This is a genomic window from Sphingomonas lacunae (assembly GCF_012979535.1).
Classification (GTDB): domain Bacteria; phylum Pseudomonadota; class Alphaproteobacteria; order Sphingomonadales; family Sphingomonadaceae; genus Sphingopyxis; species Sphingopyxis lacunae.
Genome location: NZ_CP053015.1, coordinates 2,238,408 through 2,258,479, shown reverse-complemented (window position 1 = coordinate 2,258,479; position 20,072 = coordinate 2,238,408). Strand labels below are relative to the sequence as shown.

At 62.0% G+C, this 20,072-nt stretch carries 16 protein-coding genes and 1 tRNA gene; 6 read left to right on the top strand and 11 right to left on the bottom strand.

The annotated features are described in order from the left end of the window. Nucleotides 1-49 precede the first annotated feature (49 nt). The 7 genes from GV829_RS10825 to GV829_RS10795 all read right to left on the bottom strand — a co-directional run bounded on the left by GV829_RS10825 (nt 50) and on the right by GV829_RS10795 (nt 11,348). Nucleotides 50-1,432, bottom strand: a complete 1,383-nt coding sequence (locus GV829_RS10825; protein WP_169946574.1) for a putative 2OG-Fe(II) oxygenase — start codon at nt 1,430-1,432, stop codon at nt 50-52. Next, entirely contained in the window at nt 1,429-2,937 is a 1,509-nt protein-coding gene (locus tag GV829_RS10820; RefSeq protein ID WP_169946572.1) for a tryptophan halogenase family protein, read from the bottom strand. Before GV829_RS10820 ends, GV829_RS10825 begins: the two co-directional genes overlap by 4 nt. A 115-nt stretch (nt 2,938-3,052) precedes the next feature. Then, on the bottom strand, nt 3,053-5,521 hold the full coding sequence (locus GV829_RS10815) for a TonB-dependent siderophore receptor (protein ID WP_169946570.1): 2,469 nt from the start codon (nt 5,519-5,521) through the stop codon (nt 3,053-3,055). A 193-nt stretch (nt 5,522-5,714) separates the two neighbouring features. After that, on the bottom strand, nt 5,715-6,881 hold the full coding sequence (galK, locus tag GV829_RS10810; RefSeq protein ID WP_169946568.1) for a galactokinase: 1,167 nt from the start codon (nt 6,879-6,881) through the stop codon (nt 5,715-5,717). Next, nucleotides 6,878-7,918: a UDP-glucose--hexose-1-phosphate uridylyltransferase gene (locus tag GV829_RS10805; protein WP_169946566.1), complete on the bottom strand. Its 1,041-nt coding sequence runs from the start codon at nt 7,916-7,918 to the stop codon at nt 6,878-6,880. The genes galK and GV829_RS10805 overlap by 4 nt, the downstream gene beginning before the upstream one ends. Further along, a complete protein-coding gene (locus tag GV829_RS10800; RefSeq protein WP_169946564.1) occupies nt 7,918-10,023 on the bottom strand; it encodes an alpha-galactosidase in 2,106 nt (701 codons plus the stop codon). Before GV829_RS10800 ends, GV829_RS10805 begins: the two co-directional genes overlap by 1 nt. Continuing rightward, a complete protein-coding gene (locus GV829_RS10795) occupies nt 10,023-11,348 on the bottom strand; it encodes an MFS transporter (RefSeq protein WP_169946562.1) in 1,326 nt (441 codons plus the stop codon). The genes GV829_RS10800 and GV829_RS10795 overlap by 1 nt, the downstream gene beginning before the upstream one ends. Before the next feature lie 235 nt (nt 11,349-11,583). Here GV829_RS10795 and GV829_RS10790 point away from each other — a divergent pair, with 235 nt between their 5' ends. After that, entirely contained in the window at nt 11,584-12,597 is a 1,014-nt protein-coding gene (locus GV829_RS10790; RefSeq protein ID WP_169946560.1) for a LacI family DNA-binding transcriptional regulator, read from the top strand. Between the two features lie 78 nt (nt 12,598-12,675). Here the strand turns inward: GV829_RS10790 and GV829_RS10785 are convergent. Further along, a tRNA-Ser gene (locus tag GV829_RS10785) sits at nt 12,676-12,765 on the bottom strand. A 205-nt stretch (nt 12,766-12,970) separates the two neighbouring features. Between GV829_RS10785 and hspQ the strand changes: the two genes are divergently transcribed. Then, on the top strand, nt 12,971-13,339 hold the full coding sequence (gene hspQ, locus GV829_RS10780; protein WP_169948254.1) for a heat shock protein HspQ: 369 nt from the start codon (nt 12,971-12,973) through the stop codon (nt 13,337-13,339). 24 nt (nt 13,340-13,363) lie between these two features. On the opposite strand, the gene GV829_RS10775 is transcribed toward hspQ, so the two are convergent. Then, nucleotides 13,364-14,227 (bottom strand): ABC transporter permease, encoded by an 864-nt coding sequence (locus tag GV829_RS10775; RefSeq protein ID WP_169946558.1) that lies wholly within the window; start codon nt 14,225-14,227, stop codon nt 13,364-13,366. A 100-nt stretch (nt 14,228-14,327) separates the two neighbouring features. Between GV829_RS10775 and GV829_RS10770 the strand changes: the two genes are divergently transcribed. The 4 genes from GV829_RS10770 to GV829_RS10755 all read left to right on the top strand — a co-directional run bounded on the left by GV829_RS10770 (nt 14,328) and on the right by GV829_RS10755 (nt 18,872). Further along, a complete protein-coding gene (locus GV829_RS10770; protein ID WP_169946556.1) occupies nt 14,328-15,068 on the top strand; it encodes a GcrA family cell cycle regulator in 741 nt (246 codons plus the stop codon). A 14-nt stretch (nt 15,069-15,082) separates the two neighbouring features. Next, nucleotides 15,083-15,460 (top strand): PaaI family thioesterase, encoded by a 378-nt coding sequence (locus tag GV829_RS10765; protein ID WP_169946554.1) that lies wholly within the window; start codon nt 15,083-15,085, stop codon nt 15,458-15,460. An 87-nt stretch (nt 15,461-15,547) separates the two neighbouring features. Beyond that, entirely contained in the window at nt 15,548-17,542 is a 1,995-nt protein-coding gene (gene parE, locus GV829_RS10760) for a DNA topoisomerase IV subunit B (protein ID WP_169946552.1), read from the top strand. After that, complete coding sequence (locus GV829_RS10755; RefSeq protein WP_169946549.1) at nt 17,523-18,872, top strand: serine hydrolase; 1,350 nt, start codon at nt 17,523-17,525, stop codon at nt 18,870-18,872. Before parE ends, GV829_RS10755 begins: the two co-directional genes overlap by 20 nt. On the opposite strand, the gene GV829_RS10750 is transcribed toward GV829_RS10755, so the two are convergent. Then, nucleotides 18,873-19,673, bottom strand: a complete 801-nt coding sequence (locus tag GV829_RS10750) for a LysR family transcriptional regulator (RefSeq protein WP_169946547.1) — start codon at nt 19,671-19,673, stop codon at nt 18,873-18,875. It lies immediately after the preceding gene. Beyond that, nucleotides 19,670-20,068 (bottom strand): Co2+/Mg2+ efflux protein ApaG, encoded by a 399-nt coding sequence (gene apaG / locus GV829_RS10745; RefSeq protein ID WP_169948252.1) that lies wholly within the window; start codon nt 20,066-20,068, stop codon nt 19,670-19,672. The genes GV829_RS10750 and apaG overlap by 4 nt, the downstream gene beginning before the upstream one ends. Nucleotides 20,069-20,072 lie beyond the last annotated feature (4 nt).

The following is a 20,072-nucleotide window of genomic DNA, read 5'->3' as shown; positions in this document are numbered from 1 at the left end:
CGTCCGGTCCCATTTGCGGCCGAAGGTTGAATGGCGCGCGAAGCCCTGTTCAGCCCTGAATCGCAGCGGGGACCTTTACATCAAATGCCACCGTCAGCCGCTCTCCGTCATCGAATGGCACGGTGCCGTGCCACATGGTCGAGGGGAACAGTGCGAGGCGGGCGGCTTTGACCTCCATATGGCCATAGGCGGAGAGGTTGAGCCCGAGTTCGGGGGGCGGGGTGCCGTGGCTGAACCAGCCAGCCGGGGCAGCGCCCAGTTTTTCGGCGGTAGGGAGCTGGATGTAGAGCGCCGAACTGATCCAGCCCCGACTGTGCGTGTGGCTGGCGTGGAAACCCTGACTGCGGAGAAGAACTGACCAGCTTCCCTCAAAGCGGACGTCATCACGGGCATGGCCGAGTAGCGGGTGGCCGGGCACGGCAGCCGGTAGCGTGGCGATATAGCGGGCGACGGCATCAGCCACGCGGGCCCGCAGATGCTGGATGACGGGATCGGGATTGAAGAAGAGGTGGCGATCGGTCTGGACCCCGCCGCGCACCGACTGTTCGAGATAAGGCGCTTGCAGCACCAAGAGGCGGCGCAGCGTGGTGGCGAGCGTGGCGCATTCATCGGGCGTGAGGACGTCGTCCTGATGTGTGGTGAAGACCGGATCGCCATCGAGCCAGTGGCTGCGCGGATCGCCCGCCAGCCGCCAGCCGAGCGAGGCATAGGGCCAGAAGCTGCGTGCGGCAGGGCCGGTGAGATGCGGTTCAATTATGGCGAGCGCGGCTTCGGGCTGGCCACAGCGCAGCGAATGGCGGGTGCGGGCGAGATCAAGCCCCACATCACGGACATCCTCCAACCCGTCGAACAGGTCTGCGCGGTGACCGCCCTCGCCGGACTCGGCAAGGTAGAAGGCGTTAAGGAGGCGCAGGGCGCGATGGTCACCGAATCGGGCTTGCGCATCAGTGAGGACCGCCCTCGCCTGTTCCCAGCAGCGTGCGGTGGCGAGGGTGTGGAACCAGGCCAGGCGGAGCGCGAGGTTGGCGGGGTCGGCGGCGACCGCCTCCGCAAAGCTGGCGTCAAATGCGTCTGCGCCGCCGGTGACGCTCAATGTCGTCAGCACCTTGTGCCCGTCAACCCAGCCGGGATGGGCCGCCAGAGATCGGCGCAGCAGCGCTTCGGCGGCAAGCCATTCGCCATCCGCATGGAGCGCGAGCGCATGGCTGCGGGTGATGGCGAGATCGGCGGGCATGAAACGCTGGGCACGGGCGAACAGATCGGCGGCGGGTTGCCAGCATTCATAAGCGATATGGGCGTGGGCGAGCGCGATGCGCGCGTCAGCAGGGGCCAGCGCGGCGGCCTCGGCCACCGTCGCCAGCGCAGCCGCCATGTCCTGCATCTCCCGCAGGGCCATGGCGCGGGCCAGAAGCTCTGGCGCAGTCAGGGTCAAGCGCTGGCCTTGCAATGGCGATCAATGAACTGGCGGTGCGTCGGCATCCGTGCCGCCTCGGCATCCATGGCCGCCTTGAGCCGGGCGAGCCAGGCCTGACCATCGGCCATGCGGTAATCAAGGATGGGATCAACCGCTTCAGGCCAGTTGAACTGGCCAATATGGACGGCGGTCCAGCTCGCCGCGCCGAACAGGTCCATGTCGCGCGCAATGAGGCGGCCAAAGCGGCGGAAATGCTCAATCTTGTTGGCGAGACTGTCTGGCACGTCCATCGCTGCGCAATGGCGCCACAGTTCGCTGTCGTCGCGCTGGGTCAGCTTGTAATGGAGGATGATGAAATCGCGGATGCGCTCGGTCTCGGTCGCGGCGACGCGGTTGAACTCGTCGATCACCAGCGGGTCGAAGTCGCGGGTGGGGAAGAAGGCGAGGATCTTGGCTATATTGGCCTGGATGAGATGGAGACTGGTTGATTCGAGCGGTTCGAGAAAGCCTGACGACAAGCCTACCGCGATGACATTCCTGTTCCACGCCTGGCGACGGCGACCGGTCACGAAGCGAAGGGGGCGCGGATCGGCCAGCGCCTGGCCGTCGAGGTTGGCGAGGAGGGTGGCGGCGGCATCATCGTCCGAGATGAAATCGCTTCCATAGACATAGCCGTTGCCGGTCCGGTGCTGCAGAGGGATGCGCCACTGCCAGCCAGCCTCGCGCGCGGTCGAGCGGGTGTAAGGCGTGAAATCGTCGCTCGAGGCACAGGGAACCGCGAGCGCGCGGTTGCACGGCAGCCAATGCGTCCACTCCTCATAGCCGGTGTGCAGCGCCTCCTCGATCAACAGGCCACGAAAGCCGGAACAGTCGATGAACAGGTCGGCGGTGAAGTTCCGGCCATCCTCAAGCGTGACGCTTTCCACAAAGCCGGTTTCACCATTGAGCGCAACTGACGCGATCTTGCCCTCGTGCCGGGTGACGCCACGTGCCTCACTGTAGCGGCGCAGATAGGCGGCATAGAGCCCAGCATCGAAATGATAGGCATAATCATAGGTGGAGAGGACATTGCGCTGATCAGGCGACGGAGGCGCAAATCGGTTATCACGCGCGGCGGCCCAGGCCATCGACAGGTCATCAAGGCTGACCGGCGTCCCGGCGAGCCGCGCCTGGTTCCAGTATTGATGGACCTGCCCCATGTCGAACGGACGGCCAAAGGTACCGAAGGGGTGGAAGTAGCGGTGGCCCTGACGTCCCCAGTTGATGAATTCTATGCCCAGCTTGAACGACCCCTGGGTCGTGCGCAGGAATTCGGCCTCGTCGATGCCGAGCGTTTCGTTGAACACACGGATCGGCGGAATGGTCGCCTCGCCGACGCCGACGGTGCCGATTTCCTCTGACTCGACAAGCGTGACGACGCACTCACGACCAAGCGTGTTGGACAGGGCGGCGGCCGTCATCCAGCCGGCGGAGCCTCCACCGACGATCAGGATCGAACGGATGCGACGATCTTGTGCACTCATCACGGAGTCTCCCATTGCACGGCAATAGCAAGAAAAAGGCGGGCCGAAAGCCTGAGCTTCCGACCCGCCTGAGTTGGGGAGTGCCGCTGCCCCGGCGAGGGCAGCGGCCGAAAGATCAGAAGCTGTAGCGAACCGACGCCGTCATGGTGCGGCCGGTAACAGCGCTGTTCGAATAAATGCCACTGGTGGCCGACAGCTGAGTCAGCGAACCACCCGAGCGGTAGCCCAGTTCGTTGAACAGGTTGTTCACGTTGATGCCCAGCTCAAGATTCTCGAGAGGACGGAACGAGATGAACCCGCTCACGAACTTACTGCCCGCAACATCAAAGGTATTGAAGTTGTCGATCGGAACGCTCGACTGACCGCTCAGGCTGAAGCCGATCGCACCCATGCCGAAGTCGTACGACGGCGAGACGAGATAGGTCAGCTTGGGAATGCCGCCGGGGCGGTTGTCGACCAACGCCGGGGTGATGCTGTCAGTAATTTTCGAGCTGGTGTAGGTCACGTCAGCCGCGAGCCTGAAGCCGCCAAAGGTCCAGCGCGTTGACAGTTCCAGACCCATCGAGCGATAGCTGTTCGAAATGTTCGGATCATTGTTGGGCGGCGGGTTGTTGATGCGGGTGAAGTCATAGTTGTTTTCGGTCAGGGTAGACCGGAACAGCGTAGCTTCGACCGAGTAACGACCACTGCCAATGTCACCGCGCGCCTTCACGCCCAGTTCCTGTTGGTTGAGGTAATTGATCGACGTCGCCGCACCGGTCTGGTTGAGCGAGCCATCGGCATTGAAATTACCACCCAGCGTGCGGCGGTCGGCGTTGAAGCGGCCACCACGGCTCGCGCGGGCAAAGACGCTGAGATCATCATTCAACGCATAGAGGGCGCCGAACGACCAGCTGGTGTAGCTGTCCTTGTAGTTGATGACTTCAACCGTGCCACCCGGCACCAGCGACGGCAGGGAAACGCCGTTCGTCGTGATGTTCGGACCGGCAACGCCACCCTGTGCCGTGCCTTCACCGCGAACCGTGTCGCGACGGATGCTTGCATCGAGATCAAGACCGCCGCTCTGATAGTTCAGTGACAGGAAGGGTGCATCGTTGGTGTAGACGAGATCGACGTCACGGGCACAGCAGCTGCCCCAATTGTCGTTGAAACCGGCCTGACCAGCCGAGGTGAGACGCGTTCCGGCGGCATTGAACAGGTCAAGCTGGGCCGGGTTCTTGTCCGACAGCTCGTTGAACTGGCGGTTGACGTGCCATTCCTGGCTGATGTTCTGACGCATGTGGAACCAGCCCGCCTGCACCGTCACGTCGCCGCCGCCCGCTTCAAATTCGCCGGTCAGCGTCAGGTTGTTGGCAAGGCTGCCCATGTCCCGCATGATCGTATTGATGTTCGGGTTGTTGTTGACATAGGTGCCGGTGTAGAGCTGCCCCGCCTGCGGGCCATTGGCATAGCGGATGGCCGCCACCGTCTCACCATTGACCACCGAACCAATGACGCTCGCGCTGGTCGCGACGTTGAGGAACTGGGTCGTGAAATTGCCGCTCATGTCACTGTAGCGGAAATTATTGTCGACGGTGATGTTATCGCTCAGCTCATAGTGGAACTGCGCGCCGAGCGAGGTGATGGTCGGGTGGATCCCTTCGACAGCCGCGGTCGCCAGCTGGCCCGAATTGGTGACATATTGGAATTCACGGTTGTAGATCGAATAGTTCGAGCCTTCGCGCGCATCAAAGGTAGGCAGCGGCTGGAAATTGCCGACCTTGTTGCCTGAAATGGTGACAAGCGACGGCATGGTCGTGAAGGTCGGCGCCCGTTCGTCAAGGCGACGGAACAGCAGGCGGATGTAACCACGGCCTTCGGCTATTTCCTGGGTCAGGTTGGCGCGGATCTGATAACCAGAGAGGATATTGAAATCCTCGTTGGTCGGGCCGCCGCCTTCGCGTGCATAACCGCCGACGTGGAATCGCAATGTATCATTGAGGTGACCGCCAAGCCGGAAGTCAAAACGGGTTTCGCGAAAATCGAGACCCTTGGTAATACCGATTTCGCCACCATCTTCTTCACCAGTGCGGCTGATATAGTTGATGACCGCGCCGGGGGCCTGTGATGCGAAGGTCGATGCCGAGCCACCACGGACGGCTTCAACACGGTCGATGGTCGAGTCAAAGCGCGACCAATAGTCGTTGTTGCCAAACTGAATGTCACCAAACAGTGTCACGGGCAGACCGTCTTCCTGCAGAGCCACATATTCCGAGCCGCCGGTCGATACCGGGATGCCGCGGACGCCGATGTTGGCATTACCGCCAGGACCGGCGGTATCCTGCGGGTTGATGCCCGGGATCATGCGGAGGAGCTCAGCTTCCGACCGCGGCGTAAAGGCGGCAATGGCTTCCTGATCGATCTGCGAGACCGAGATGGAACTGCGCAGCGCTGTCTTGTCGCCCGTGGTGGCGGTTACAACGATATCGTCGCTTGATGCCTCACCAGCAGCCGGGTCCGCATCCTGTGCAAAGGCCGGTGCCGAGACAAGAGCGAGCCCCAGTGCGAGAATCGACGCACGGGTGCGGTAACGAGAATAGCTCATAATCCCTCCCAAAGATCGGGTCCTGCTCATGCGGATACCCTCACACTAAAGATAGACAATGTGCAAACCTTTGCAAGATGAATCTGCAAAGGTTTGCATGATCCACTGCCCGGGCCTCGTTCGGCATGTTTTTGCTCACAAAAGCACAGCCTCGCCGATTGCAGAACCAAGCTTTCCTGAACCAAAAATAGGTTCAATCCGGAGCAATGCAGCTGACGCCGCCAGAAGCCGACGCCAGCATGATGGTGGCTGGCTGTCCGGAGGGGGTGCGGTAGGCGGCGTGAACTGCCGCCGATACGGATGCGACTCGATCCGTTGGCAGGATGGCGACCACCGCACCGCCGAAGCCACCGCCGGTCATCCGCGCGCCCCCCTCCTCACCGATAGCCTCTTGCAGCAGCACCGCCAGTGCATCGACCGGCGGCACGGTGATGGCGAAATCATCGCGCATTGAGGCGTGTGATTCGGCCATGAGCCGGCCCGCCTGAACCATATCCCCGCTGGTAAGTGCCTTGGCCATGGCCAAAGTCCGTGCATTTTCACTGACGACGTGGCGGGCACGGCGCAGTGAGACAGCGTCGAGCCCAGCCGCCCAAGGACCAACGAGTTGTGCCAGGTCGAGATCGCGCAGGGCCGGCACGGCAAAGTGTCGGGCGGCCATTTCACACTGGGCGCGACGCACATTATATTCACCATCGACCAAGCCGCGGACGACGCCCGAATGAACGATCATCACCTCGAAACCGGCGGGTAACGCAACCGACTGTCTGGCGAGGCTGCGGCAATCGATCAACAAGGCGTGGCCGGGATGCGCGCAGGCGCTGACCAGCTGATCCATGATGCCGCAATGGCATCCGGCGAACGCATGTTCGGCCTGTTGGCCGACACGGGCCAACAGCGCGCGGTCAAAGTCCGGCTGTCCATCAAGCGCGGCAAACGCAAGGCCGACAGCATTTTCAAGCGCTGCCGAAGAGGAAAGGCCTGCCCCCCGGGGCATGTCTCCAGCGATGGCAATGTCTGCCCCACTGATGGAGACGCCATGAGCGGGCATCAGCGCCGCCATTCCGCGGACATAGTTGGTCCAGCCATCGGTGGCCATGGCGGCAGGGCCGCTACCAACAGGAAAGCTGGCCGTCGCGCCGCCAAGATCACCCGCGATCAGATGGACCTGCCCATCATTGCGTCGGCGGGCGGCAACCATGGTGTGCCGGTCAATCCCCATCGGCAAGACAAAACCATCATTGTAATCGGTATGCTCGCCGATCAGATTCACCCTGCCGGGTGCCGCCGTGACGACATCAGCGAGACCGCCGAAGTGGCGGGTGAACAGTGCACTGATGTCACCGTAGCGGATGGTCATCGCCGCATCGCTCGCTCAGCCGATACGGCACGGAGCCGGCCAGCTGCCTGTTCGGGGGTCAGGTCGCGCTGGGCCTCTGCCAGCATTTCATAACCAACCATGAACTTGCGCACCGATGCCGAACGGAGCAACGGCGGATAGATATGGGCATGCAGCTGCCAGCCCTGCGCCGCACCCTGCCCCCGTGGCGCGCCATGCCACCCCATGGAATAGGGAAAGCTGCACCCGAACAGATTGTCGTAACGCGCGGTCAGTTCGCTGAGCAGCGAGCCCAGTTGCCCAGCGGCCGCATCCGACAGGTCGACAAAGCGGGCGGCGGGCTGACGCGGAAGGATCAACGTTTCGAACGGCCATTGTGCCCACCAGGGGACGATGGCGAGCCAGCCTGCGTTGGCGACAACAACACGCTCAGCCAGGGCAGCCTCACGCTCGGCAAGGTCAAGCAGCATCAGCGAGCCATGGCGTTCCAGCCAATCAGCCTGGGTCCGGCTTTCGGTGGCGATGACACTCGGGACGAAATTGCTCGCCCAAATCTGTCCATGCGGGTGCGGGTTGGAACAGCCCATCATCGCTCCCTTGTTCTCGAACAGCTGGACATAGGTCCAGCGTTCACCCAGCTCCGCCGTCTGAGCGCGCCATGTGGCGATCAGGGCTGCCATTTCAGCCGCGTTAAGATCAGGCAGGGTTTTTCCATGATCTTCGCTAAAACAGATGACCCGGCATTCACCCTGCGCCACGTCGGCGCGGAAAAGCGGATCGCTTGTTGCCGCATCGACAGCGCCGACGCCGTCAGCCATCAGCGCCGGGAAGTCATTGGCAAAGACATGCGGCCCGCGATAGGCTGGATTGACCTCCCCCGTGACACGGGCGTTGCCGGGGCAGAGATAGCAGTCGGGATCATGGGTGACCTGCGGCTCGGCCAGCGGCTCGTCAATCTGGCCCAGCCATGGCCGCTTGGCGCGGTGCGGCGAAACGAGGATCCATTGGTCCGATAGCGGATCATGGCGGCGGTGCGGGTGGGTCGTCGGGTCAAACATCAGGCACGGTCTATCTGAAACAGGGCGGCGGATTCGGCCTTCATCGGTGGCAATGGCAGGCCGACGTCGCGCAGCCATGCGGCTCCAGCTGTCCATCCCTGGCGCCAGCGGGAATCGCGGTCGGGCCGGTCAACCGGGTCAATCCGTCGGATTTGCCACTGGCCGTCCTCCAGAAACGGCAGCGGCAAAGCAGGCGCATAGCGCAGTTCACTCGGCCCAAGCCGATAAACGCAGAGCAGCCATTGTCCTTCGCTGCCATTTGCCTGCCATGCCAGATGATCATTCGCCGAACCGGTCGCCACCTGTCCGGCAAGCAGGTGCCGCCACTCCTTGTAGAAGGCAATCCATGCGGCAAGCCGGGCGCTTTCGCTGTCGGTCATGTCCAGCAGGTTGAATTCCAAACCGAAATGACCGGCTATGGCCACCGCCGCCCGGAAATCCATCGACTGGCTGCGCCCGGTAGAATGAGCCGGGGCCGCGCCAATGTGTGAGCCCATCACTTCGGGTGGCATGAACTGGAGGAAACCGTGCTGCATGGTGACACGACTGACCGCGTCGATGCAATCGCTGGTCCAGAACCGGTGCGTGCGCCGGATGATGCCAGCATCGATCCGCCCGCCACCGCCGGCGCAAGCCTCTATCTCGACCGCCGGCCAGGCGGAGCGGAGCCGGTCGAACAGGGCATAGGCGGCGAGTATCTGACGCCGGTAGGCCGCCCTGCCCCCGGCATCCCCGGCCATCGTCAGGTCGCGGTTGTGATCCCATTTGAGATAGGCGATGGGCAATTCGCGCAACAGGGAATCCACCGCGCCGAACAGATAGTCGCTGACCTCAGGCCGGGTCAGGTCGAGCACCAGCTGGTTGCGGGCAGTCAGCAAGGGACGCCCCGCGATCTGAAGAACCCAGTCGGGATGGGCACGGAACAGGTCACTGTCGGGATTGACCATCTCCGGCTCGACCCACAGACCAAATTCCATGCCGGCGGCGCGGACATGATCGGCGAGCGGTTTCAGCCCTTGCGGATATTTGCGCAGATCGACCGTCCAGTCACCGAGTGATCTGGTGTCATCATCGCGCCCCTTGAACCAGCCATCGTCCAACACAAAGCGTTCGACGCCGATCGCCGCTGCCGCGGTGGCAAGCGCCTTGAGCTGAGCCTCATCATGATCGAAGTAAAAACCTTCCCAAGTGTTGAGATGCACCGGGCGCGGGGCCATCTGCCCGTCGGGCCAGCGGATGCTGTCGCGGACCGCGCGGTGGAAATTGCGGGCAACGCCATTCCAGCCGTCGGGCGAACAGGTAGCGAGCACATCGGGCGCGTCCAGCCGCCCACCTTGCTCCAGCCGCACCTCTCCCGGAGCAAGCCATTCGCCCAGTTGCCACTGGTATCGCCCATCATCGAGCCATTCGATCAACTGGGCATGATTGCCCGACCAGGCAAGTTGTGCGCCATAGGTGAGTCCACTGTCCGCTGTGCTGCCCGGCGTGGTGACGATGGCGCCGGGGAAACTGTCATGCGAGGTCAGTCCGCGCCGGTTCTCCCGTCGCCACTGGCCACGCCCCAGCACATCCTCGCAAGGAACAAACTCGCTATTGTGCCGACCCGAGACATGGCGGACCGAATGGGCCGACGACGGCAGTGGCAGAACCGCAGCGGCGAGCCATTGCACATCCAGCAGACCAGCGCCGGTATTCGTCAGGCTGGTCGCCACTGTCAGCACATCGTCCTGCGGATCAAGCCGCAGCTGCAGGGTGACGGTAATGCCTGCCACATCATCCCGTGCCGTGATCGCCAGTTGCCGGTCAGACGGGACCACATGCCAAGCCTGTGGTTCAAAGACGAACGCCTGCCCCTGTCGATGGGCCAGCAGCGCCGACTGGGCGAACCATCCCATGCCAAAACCGGGAAACGGAGAAAAAACAGCAGGTTGCTCCAGCGAGAAAGACGCTGGCGGCCGCGTCTCAGCCAGCGCCGGGCCAGACTTTATGCCATCAGGCAGGCGAGCACCCCAATGCCGCCACACCGGCACACCCGCTGCATCCACCTCTATGGCGAGTGACGAGTGGCCACCGTGCAGGAGGTACAACCGCGCCGCTGCCGCCATCAGCCCTTCACCCTGTCGAAATCATCATCGCGAACACGCAGCACCGCCAGCGCGGCACAAACCATCAGCACACCCGCGAGCATGAGGATGTTACGCGCGTCTCCGCCCATCAGGGTGTTGTAATACAACGGAACGGTGGCGGCATTGATCAGCATGGGAATGACGATCATCATGTTGAAAATACCCATGTAGACTCCGGTGCGATTGGCCGGAATGCAACGCGCCAGCATGACATAGGGGGTGCCCATGATGCTGCCCCAGGCAATGCCGACGCCGATTGCCGGCAAGGCCAGCCACAGTGGATCACTGATCTGCGGCAACAGCAGCATCCCCAGCCCACCGGCAACAAGCGCAGCTGCGTGCATGGGACGCGGGCCATATCGGCGCACCATCGGCATCATCGCCAAAGCGGCGACAAAGGCGATCGCATTGTAAAATGCCGCCATGGTTCCGTTGGTCAGCACCGCACTGCGAAAGCCGTCGGACAACGGGTCGGCGGTGCCATAGACCGAACGGCTGATGGAGTATGTGACGTAGGTCCAATATGTGCCCATCGCATACCATTGGAACAGCATCATCACGCCCAGCTTGCGCATCGGCAGCGGCATGTCACGGATCGCCGCCCAGATTTCACGCAGCGTTTCGACAGCTCCCTTCGGCGCTGCGGCGATCTCTGCCTTTTGCTGTTCGGTCATTGGCAGTTCCGGAACGCGCAGCACCGACCAGAGAATGGTCGACAGGGACAGGACAGCCCCGATCAAAAAGACGACATGCACAGTATAGGGGATGTTGTGGGCATCGACAGCATCCTTGTCCATGCCGACCAACCCGACCAGAAGCGCCGGCGTTCCCAGCGCAAGGCACTGAGCAAGACCGGTAAAGGCGCTCTGGGTCAGGAAGCCGGCATTATGCTGATCAGGGTTGAGCCGGTCGGAAACATAAGCGCGATAAGGCTCCATGGTGATGTTGTTGCCGGCGTCAAGAATCCACAGCAGGCTGGCAGCCATCAGCAGCGAGGAACTGTAGGGCATGAACAACAAGCCGAAGAAACACAGCACCGCACCGACAAGAAAATAAGGCGTCCGGCGACCCCATCGGGAATTGGTCCGATCACTCATCGCTCCAACTATCGGCTGGACAAGCAGTCCAGTAACCGGGCCGGCCAGGCTGAGGATCGGCAAGGCTGCCTCGCTGGCACCCAGATAGCTGTAGATCGGCCCCATATTGCCCTGTTGCAGGCCAAAGCTGAATTGCAGTCCGAGGAAACCGAGATTCATCTCGATGATCCGCGCAAGCGGCAAATGGGGTTTGGCAGCAGCAGACATCACACTCTCCCCGCGGCGCCATGCCGCCTCTCCGCGCAAGGCGCAATCGCTGTCACGCCCTCTTCGCGATGATCGGCCTAACAGCAGTGTGACAAATTGCAACAATCGATTGCATAGTCGATCTGACCCGATGCGTACTGGCACCGTTGTCATTGGCTGACGGCAACTTTCCGCCTTGCAAGGCCAGTCAACAGGCCGCACTAATGGTATGCAAAACAAGCTGACAGGACGGGAAATGGCCGACGAGCCGCGGGTAAAGAACATCACGGACCTGGCAAAACTAGCCGGTGTTTCCGCAGGCACAGTGTCCCGTGCGCTGGCCGACAGTCCACTGATTTCACAAAAGACGCGGGAGACGATCCAGCAGATCGCTCGCGATCATGGTTTCCGTCCGAACATCATGGCCCGCAACCTTCGCATCAAGCGCGCCGGCGCGATTGGCGTGGTCATTCCGCTTGGCCACGAAACCGGCCAGCACATCTCCGACCCTTTCTTCATGACGCTGATCGGCCATCTCGCCGACGCTCTGACTGAACGGGGCCATGACCTGTTGCTGTCCCGCGTCATTCCCAAGGACCGCAACTGGCTGAGCCAGATTGTTGACAGCGGCCGTGTTGACGGGGCCATCATCATCGGACAGTCGGACCAGTCCGATGTCATCGACGAAGTGGCCCAACGCTATTTGCCCATGGTGGTATGGGGTGCCAGCCAGTCGGGCCAGACGCATTGTTCTGTTGGTACAAACAATCGCAAAGGCGGCATGATTGCTGTCCAGCATCTGATCAAGCAGGGGTGCCGACGCATAGCCTTTTTTGGCGATCCCGCCGCGCCGGAAATAGCGGATCGTCTGCTCGGCTGTCGCGAAGCCCTGGCCGAAGCAGGCCTGGACGCGGATTTCCAGATCCTGCCAATTCACCTGACTGCAGACATTGCCCATCCAGCGATCAGCGCGTGGCTGGCGCAAACCAAATCCTTGCCCGACGGCATTGTCGCAGCATCCGACGTGGTGGCCATCACCGCGCTCAGGGCGCTGTCCGAAAAAGGCATATCGGTCCCGCAGGACATTCGCATCACCGGCTATGACGACCTGCCCTTTGCCGCCCAGACCATCCCGCCGCTGACCACCGTCAAGCAGGATCTCGTTGCGGGCGCCGCCCACCTCGTTGACCTGCTCTATCGCCGCATTGGCGGAGAACGCACGGATTCGGTGGTGCTGGAACCCAGCCTGATTGTGCGCGCTTCTGGCTGAAACATCCGGGCGAAGTCCCTCCGCCAGACTGGAGGTTCCGCCAGCTATCCCTGATGCGCTATCGGCCGTGAGAAACCGTGGCGGAGAGGGTGGGATTCGAACCCACGGTGAGCTCGCGCCCACGCCGCATTTCGAGTGCGGTGCTTTCGACCTCTCAGCCACCTCTCCGCAGAGGTATCAGCAGGCTCCTTGCCTGCCGCTTTGGTCGGAAGCCGCGCCTCTAGCGAATAGAATCGCGCTTGCCAAGCGGGCTGTGCGCAAAAGTGAGCAGCATTGCCGAACCAGCGCCCAGCGCCATATGTGCGGCTCGCCTGATACAGACAGCAGGTCTTGCCTTGGCAGACGGGAGGCTTATCTAGGTGGGGTGAACAGAATGCTATCACCCGACCATGCCCGCAACGCAATGGGTGCGCAGCCCGTCATTACCGCACGTTTTGGTGTCGGCGATGTGGTGCGCCACCGGCTGTTCGATTTCCGGGGTGTCGTGTTTGACGTCGACCCGGTCTTTTCGAACAGCGAGGAATGGTATGAAGCGATCCCCGAGGACATGCGCCCGCGACGCGACCAGCCATTTTACCACCTGCTCGCGGAAAATGACGAGACCAGCTACCTCGCCTATGTCAGTCAGCAAAATCTGGTGAGCGACGGCGCGTCAGGCCCGGTCAGCCATCCCGGGATAGACGAATTGTTCGAGGGCTTTGCCAACGGCCAGTATAAATTGCGGCCGCGCCATCGGCACTGACAGCATCCTGGCGGGGCCAATCGCTCAGGCCTTGATCTTCCAGCCGGAGCGCAGCAGCGCATAGCAGGCACCACCGAGCAACAGATTGACGCCCACCAGAACCGCCAGTCCAAGCAGCACAGGAGAGTCCGCCGCGCCAATAAAGCCATAACGGAAACCCGAGATGGTGTAGAAAAAGGGATTGGCGTGGCTGATCGCGGCGAAGGTCGGGCTCAGCTTGTCCACGGCGTAGAAAGTGCCTGACAGCAGGGCCAACGGCGCCACCACAAAGTTGGTGATGGCCGCCGCATGATCGAACTTTTCCGCCCAGATGGAGGTGATCAGGCCGAGAAAGCCGAGCATGGTGGAACCGAGCAGGCCAAAGGCAACCACTGCCCACAGGTGATGAACCCTCACCGACACATCCGGCCAGAAAAGCATGACAAGCCAGATGGCAAAGCCGACAAAGATCGCACGGGTAACAGCCGCACCGACCATCGCGACGAGCAGTTCAAGCTCGGACAGCGGCGGCATCAAATAGTCGACGATTGTCCCCTGCATTTTCCCGACCAGCAGCGAGAAGGAGGAGTTGGCGAAGCTGTTCTGCAACATCGCCATGGCGATCAGCCCAGGAGCGAGGAAGTCGATGAAATGGACACCGAGCACATCGGGCCGGTTGCTACCCATGGCGACGGTGAAGATAACGAGATACATCAAGGTTGTGACCGCCGGAGCCCAGATAGTCTGGGTCTGCACCTTGAAGAAACGGCGAACCTCCTTCACATAGAGGGCGCGAAGGCCACCCCAGTTCACCCGTTGGATGACCGCCTGTCCCATCTCGGGAAGCGGATAATCAACGGAAGAAGCGTCATTCTGCGACGGGTGAAGGCTTTGGGGCTGGCTGTTCATAGGCTTTTCGACTATCGGCTTCGCCGAGCCGGCGCAAGCTGCAACCCAATGCAGGCAGGTGGATTGCCTCCTGCCACCAACATGGATAGGCCACGACCTGATGTCATGGACTGACGAGCGTATCGAAACCCTCAGAAAACTCTGGGAAAACGGGCTGACTGCCAGCCAGATCGCCGATGAACTGGGCGGTGTCAGCCGCAATGCCGTGATTGGCAAGGCGCATCGGCTGGGCTTGAAATCCCGCCCTTCGCCGGTGAAGACTGCCGAAGACAATAGTGAGGCGAAGGCAACGCCAGCGAAGGCTGGGGCAGAACGGACTGCGCGTCCGGCACCGGTGGCCAAGCCGGCTGCTCCGCGTGTGCCCACTCCTACCCCGGCAGCAAAGGCAGCCGTCCCTGCTCGCCCATCCGCGCCGGCTGCACCAGTTTCCCGAACCGAACCGGAGGCCTCAGCATCCGTCGCGGCGCCTGCCGTACCGCCGGCCGAGGCGCGCAAGCCCGATGGCCCGCGGCTCGTGTCGATCGGACCGGGCGGATTCATCCGCCAGGGGCCGGGTGACCAACAGGCGCCCATTCCTCCCGCCCCTCCTCGCCGCCGGGTCCCGGCCAAGCCGACTCCGGAGATGGCTGACAAGACGAGCCTGTTGGACCTCAATGACCGCATTTGCCGTTGGCCGATGGGACACCCTGGCGAACCCGATTTCCATTTTTGCGGGGAAGCGGTGAATCCTGGCTATCCTTATTGCGTCGACCATTGCGGTCGCGCGTTCCAGGCCCAGTTGCCGCGCGGAACACGCCGTCCTCCTCCGCCGCCGCCCTTTGGCGGGCCTCGCGTGCGCTAAGGATCTCCAGACCGGTGCAGCACCCTTTTGCCGAGTTGATCGGATTGGAAATGGAAACAGCGGGCGACGGCAGCAGCCGTGCGCTGCTGACCGTTGATCCTGCCCGCCATTACAATCCCCAGGGCGTTGTGCATGGTGCAGTGATCTTTGCCATGGCCGACACCGGCATGGGTGCCGCACTATACCCGACCCTTGATCAGGGACAGATTTGCGCGACGATCGAGATAAAGATCAACTATTTCGCGGCTGCCAGGGGTGGAGATTTGGTGTGTGAAACGCGCCTGCTCAACCGGGGCAAACGCGTTGCCAATCTGCAGTCGGAGATAATCTGCGACGGCCGGACCATTGCGCAGGCCAATGGCAATTTCGCCATTTTCGCGGTCAAGGACTAGGCGCCACCGACGTCAAAAGGTGCCGGTCATCACCGAACGGAAACGGAACGCTTGCGCCGGTGACTCCCGCCGCCCTATAGCTGATGCATGAGTGACGATCTTTTCGCCGCGCTGCCCAAGGGCGGGCAGGATTATGACGCATCGGCCATTGAGGTCCTGGAGGGGTTGGAACCCGTCCGGCGCCGGCCCGGCATGTATGTCGGCGGCACAGATGAGCGGGCGCTGCACCACCTCGCGGCCGAAGTTCTCGACAACAGCATGGACGAAGCAGTCGCGGGGCATGCGACCAGGATCGAGGTGACGCTGGAAGCTGGCAACCGGCTGACCATCACCGACAATGGCCGGGGCATTCCTGTTGACCCTCACCCCAAGTTTCCCGGCAAGTCGGCGCTGGAAGTTATTCTCACCACACTGCACTCCGGCGGCAAGTTCGAGGGAAAGGCCTATGCCACCTCAGGCGGCCTGCACGGTGTGGGCGTTTCCGTGGTCAATGCCCTGTCGAGCGAGACAGTGGTCGAGGTGGCCCGGGCGAAACAATTGTTCCGCCAACGCTTTTCCCAAGGCAAGGCGCTCGGCCCGGTCGAACCGTTGGGCCCGACGCCCAACCGCCGCGGCACCAGCGTTTCCTTTGTCCCCGATGCGGAAATCTTTGGCGAACATGCGCGCTTCAAGCCGCAACGCCTCTATCGCCTCGCCCGGTCCAAGGCCTATCTGTTTGCCGGCGTTGAGATCCGCTGGAAATGCGATTCCGAACTTGTCGGAGACGATACGCCGACAGAGGCTGTCTTCCAGTTTCCGGGCGGGTTGGCCGATCATCTGAAGGAGCAGATCGGCACGCGCGAATGCGCAACGGCTGACCCCTTCACCGGATCGCAGGATTTTCCGCCCGGACCCGATGGCCAATCGCAAGGACGGGTGGAATGGGCGGTGGCATGGCCGCTGTGGTCGGACGGCAGCTACAGCTGGTATTGCAACACCATTCCGACGCCCGACGGAGGAACGCATGAAGCAGGGCTCCGCAGCGCCTTGACCAAAGGGCTTCGTGCCTTTGGTGAATTGGTCGGGCAAAAGAAGTCCAAGGAGATCACTGCCGATGACGTTCTCAACATGTGTGAGAGCATGTTGTCTGTGTTCATCCGCGATCCCCAGTTCCAGAGCCAGACCAAGGACCGGTTGACTTCGCCCGAAGCCGCACGGCTGGTCGAGGCCGCTGTGCGCGACCATTTTGACCATTTCCTTTCCGCCAATATGGAACGTGGTCGCGCCCTTCTCAGCATGGTGCTGGACCGGGTTGAGGAACGTCTCAACCGCAAGGCCGAGCGGGAGGTCAAGCGCAAGACGGCGACCTCCGCCCGCAAGCTGCGCCTGCCCGGCAAGCTGACCGATTGCTCCAATGACGGACCTGAAGGCACGGAATTATTCATCGTCGAAGGGGATAGCGCCGGCGGCAGCGCCAAACAGGCGCGTGATCGCAAGACACAGGCGGTTTTGCCGATCCGTGGAAAGATCCTCAACGTCGCCTCGGCCAGCGCCGACAAGATTCGGGCGAACAGCGAAATTGCCGATTTGGCGCTCGCGCTCGGCTGCGGGATGCGCAAGGATTGCGACCCTGACCGGCTCCGCTACGAACGCATTGTCATCATGACCGATGCGGACGTCGACGGCGCCCACATTGCCACACTGCTGATGACATTCTTTTTCCAGGAAATGTCCGAGATTGTCCGGCGCGGCCGTGTCTATCTGGCCCAGCCACCACTTTACCGCCTCAGTGCCGGCGGCAAGAGCGCCTATGCGCGAGACGAGGAACAGCGCGCCGAGCTGGAACGGACAATGTTCAAGGGCAAGAAGGTCGAGGTATCCCGCTTCAAGGGCCTTGGCGAGATGATGCCCGCTCAGCTTCGCGAGACCACCATGGCACCTGCCACCCGCTCACTGCTGCGAGTTACCCTGCCCCAGGAATATGAGGAGCGGGCCAGCGTCCGCGATCTGGTCGACCGTCTGATGGGCAAGAATCCGGAGCATCGCTTCCAGTTCATCCAGGCGAATGCCGCAACCATTGACGATGAAGTCATCGATGCCTGACCGGCGTTGGCTTCGCGGGGGCGCGGCGCTGCTCGCCAGTCTGTTCCTGCAGACAACGCCTCCGGTTGCAGCCTCAACCGATCCTGCGCCAACACAGGCAGAGCCGACCACAGCTGCCGCTGAACGGGCTGCTGCCACCCTGTTGCCCCTTTTGCAGGGCGGCAGTGCCTTTGCCGAGACATTCTCGGCCAATTTCCTCAACAGCGTTCCGTCCGAACAGGTTGCGGCCCTGTTTGCACAAATGCGCAACCAGCATGGCATGCCCGGCAGGATTGTCAGCCTGATCCCGGCGCCAGCTGGAGACCGCTATGAACTGGTCGTCGGTTACGACCGTGCCAATGTCCATTTCCAGCTGTTTGTCGATAGCGCCGCCCGCATTGCGGGCTTGCGGATCACCAACATCACGACCGCCAATGACAGTCTGCCCCGACTGGCAAGCGATCTTGCCCGACTGCCCGGAGTCGTCGCCTGGGGGTTATATCGCATCGAAGAGGATGGACGCGCCGCGCTTATCAGCGGGGAACGGAACCACCTCGACATGGCGGTCGGTTCTTCGTTCAAACTGGCAATCCTTGGCGCACTGGACGAACAGATCAGACGCCGCCGAATGCGCTGGGATGATGTGATCAGGATCGACCGGCGATCGGTATCCACAAGCGAGATTGTCCGGTGGCCGATGGGCTCCCCACTGACCCTCCACACATTGGCTGCTCTGATGATCAGTGAGAGCGACAATAGCGCGACCGACATATTGTTGCATCACATAGGCCGAGACCGGATCGAAGCCTTTGCCCGCAGCCACGGCGGCCTGTCAGGCCCCAACGCCTTTCCGATGCTTTCCACCATTGAAGCGACCGCTCTCAAGAACCCGGCTTTGGCAGAGGTGCGGACACGCTGGCTGACCGGCGATGAACATGAGAGACGTCAACTACTGCAAGAGGAACAGGCGAGCTTCGTTCCGGAAAATGTGGATTTTACCGTGTTCAACGACGGGCCTGCCGACATTGACAGTATCGAATGGTTCGCCTCCCCTGACAGCCTGGCCGGACTGCTAGGCTGGTTTGCCACCCGTGGCAGCGAAGAGGCCCGTGCCATCCTGGCCATTAACCCCGGCATTCCCGGTGACGCTGCGGCGCGCTGGGCCTATTTGGGCTATAAGGGTGGGTCAGAACCGGGGGTCATGGCGATGAACATGCTGATGCGTGATGCACAGGGCCGCGCTTATGTGGCCAGCATGGCGTGGAACAATGATCAGGCACCGGTGGATGAGGCGGCCATGGTCATGCTGGCCAGCCGCGCCAGCGCCTTGTTGGGCGATCAACGTGACTGATCAGCACGACGTCAGCGCGGCGACCAGAGCCTGCACCTTTTTCTGGCGCCACTGCGGCGTTGGCGCGACCAACCAATAGCCATGGTCATGAGGTCGTGCGTCGCCTAGCGCGCGAACCTTGCCCTCGGCAATTTCGGATTCAGCAAGCAGCAGCGGCACATCGGCATGCCCCAGGCCCTGCCGCACCGCCGAGATAGCCAGACCCGCATCGGCAACCCGCATCACTGGTCGTTCGTCCTGTTCACCAGCGTGGTCGCTGCCCCATGCAATGTGGAACAGGCCATCGCCCTCTGGCGGCGCAATGCTGACCAAGGCGGGCTCACAAATGGGTACGCCCTCCAGGTCGTCCGGCCCTGTTGCCCAGCGCAGCGCGAGATCAAGATTGGCCTCAGTAAAGTCAAGCGGTGTGTCGGCGGCAATCAGCGTAAAGCGCAACTCAGGGTCCGCAGCGGCGACCGCAGCCAAACGGGGCGCGAGCCAGCGGGCGGTCATGTCTCGCGGTGCTGCGATGGTCAGCGACTTGGACGACTGGCCTGCGCGCATTGCCTGAACCGATTGTTCGAAACGGAGAAAACCGGCACGCAGATCCTCCAGCCCGGCCTGTGCCTCGACTGTGAGTTCCAGGCCCTTCGGGGTGCGGCGGAACAATACAACCCCCAGAACATCCTCAAGAGCACGGATTTGCTGACCGACCGCTGCTGGTGTCACCGCCAATTCATCCGCGGCACGGGTAAAGCTGAGATGCCGGGCAGCAGCGTCAAACACGCGCAAGGCATTGAGCGGTAGATGTGTCCGCTTCATCGGCTGACCGCCGGACCAAGCAGGGGGATGTCCGGGATGCCAATGCGGAATTGCCGACCACTATCATCCACCATGCCATAGCTGCCAACCATCCGGCCTGACGGTGTGCCGAGAGGACAGCCAGAGACATAGTCAAAGGCGGCGCCAGGTGCGATCACTGGCTGTTCCCCGACAACCCCCAACCCTTCCACGACATTGATGGCGCCGCGGCCATCGGTAATTTCCCATCGCCGCGAAATCAGCTGTATGTCCCGATCACCATCATTTTCGATGCGGATGTGATAAATCCAGAACCAGCGGTTGGCCGAAGGATCAGACGTTTCACCCTGAAAACTGACCGAAACGCGCACGGTCACCGACCCCGTGGTCAAGGCATAGGGGAAGAGCGCACTCATCATG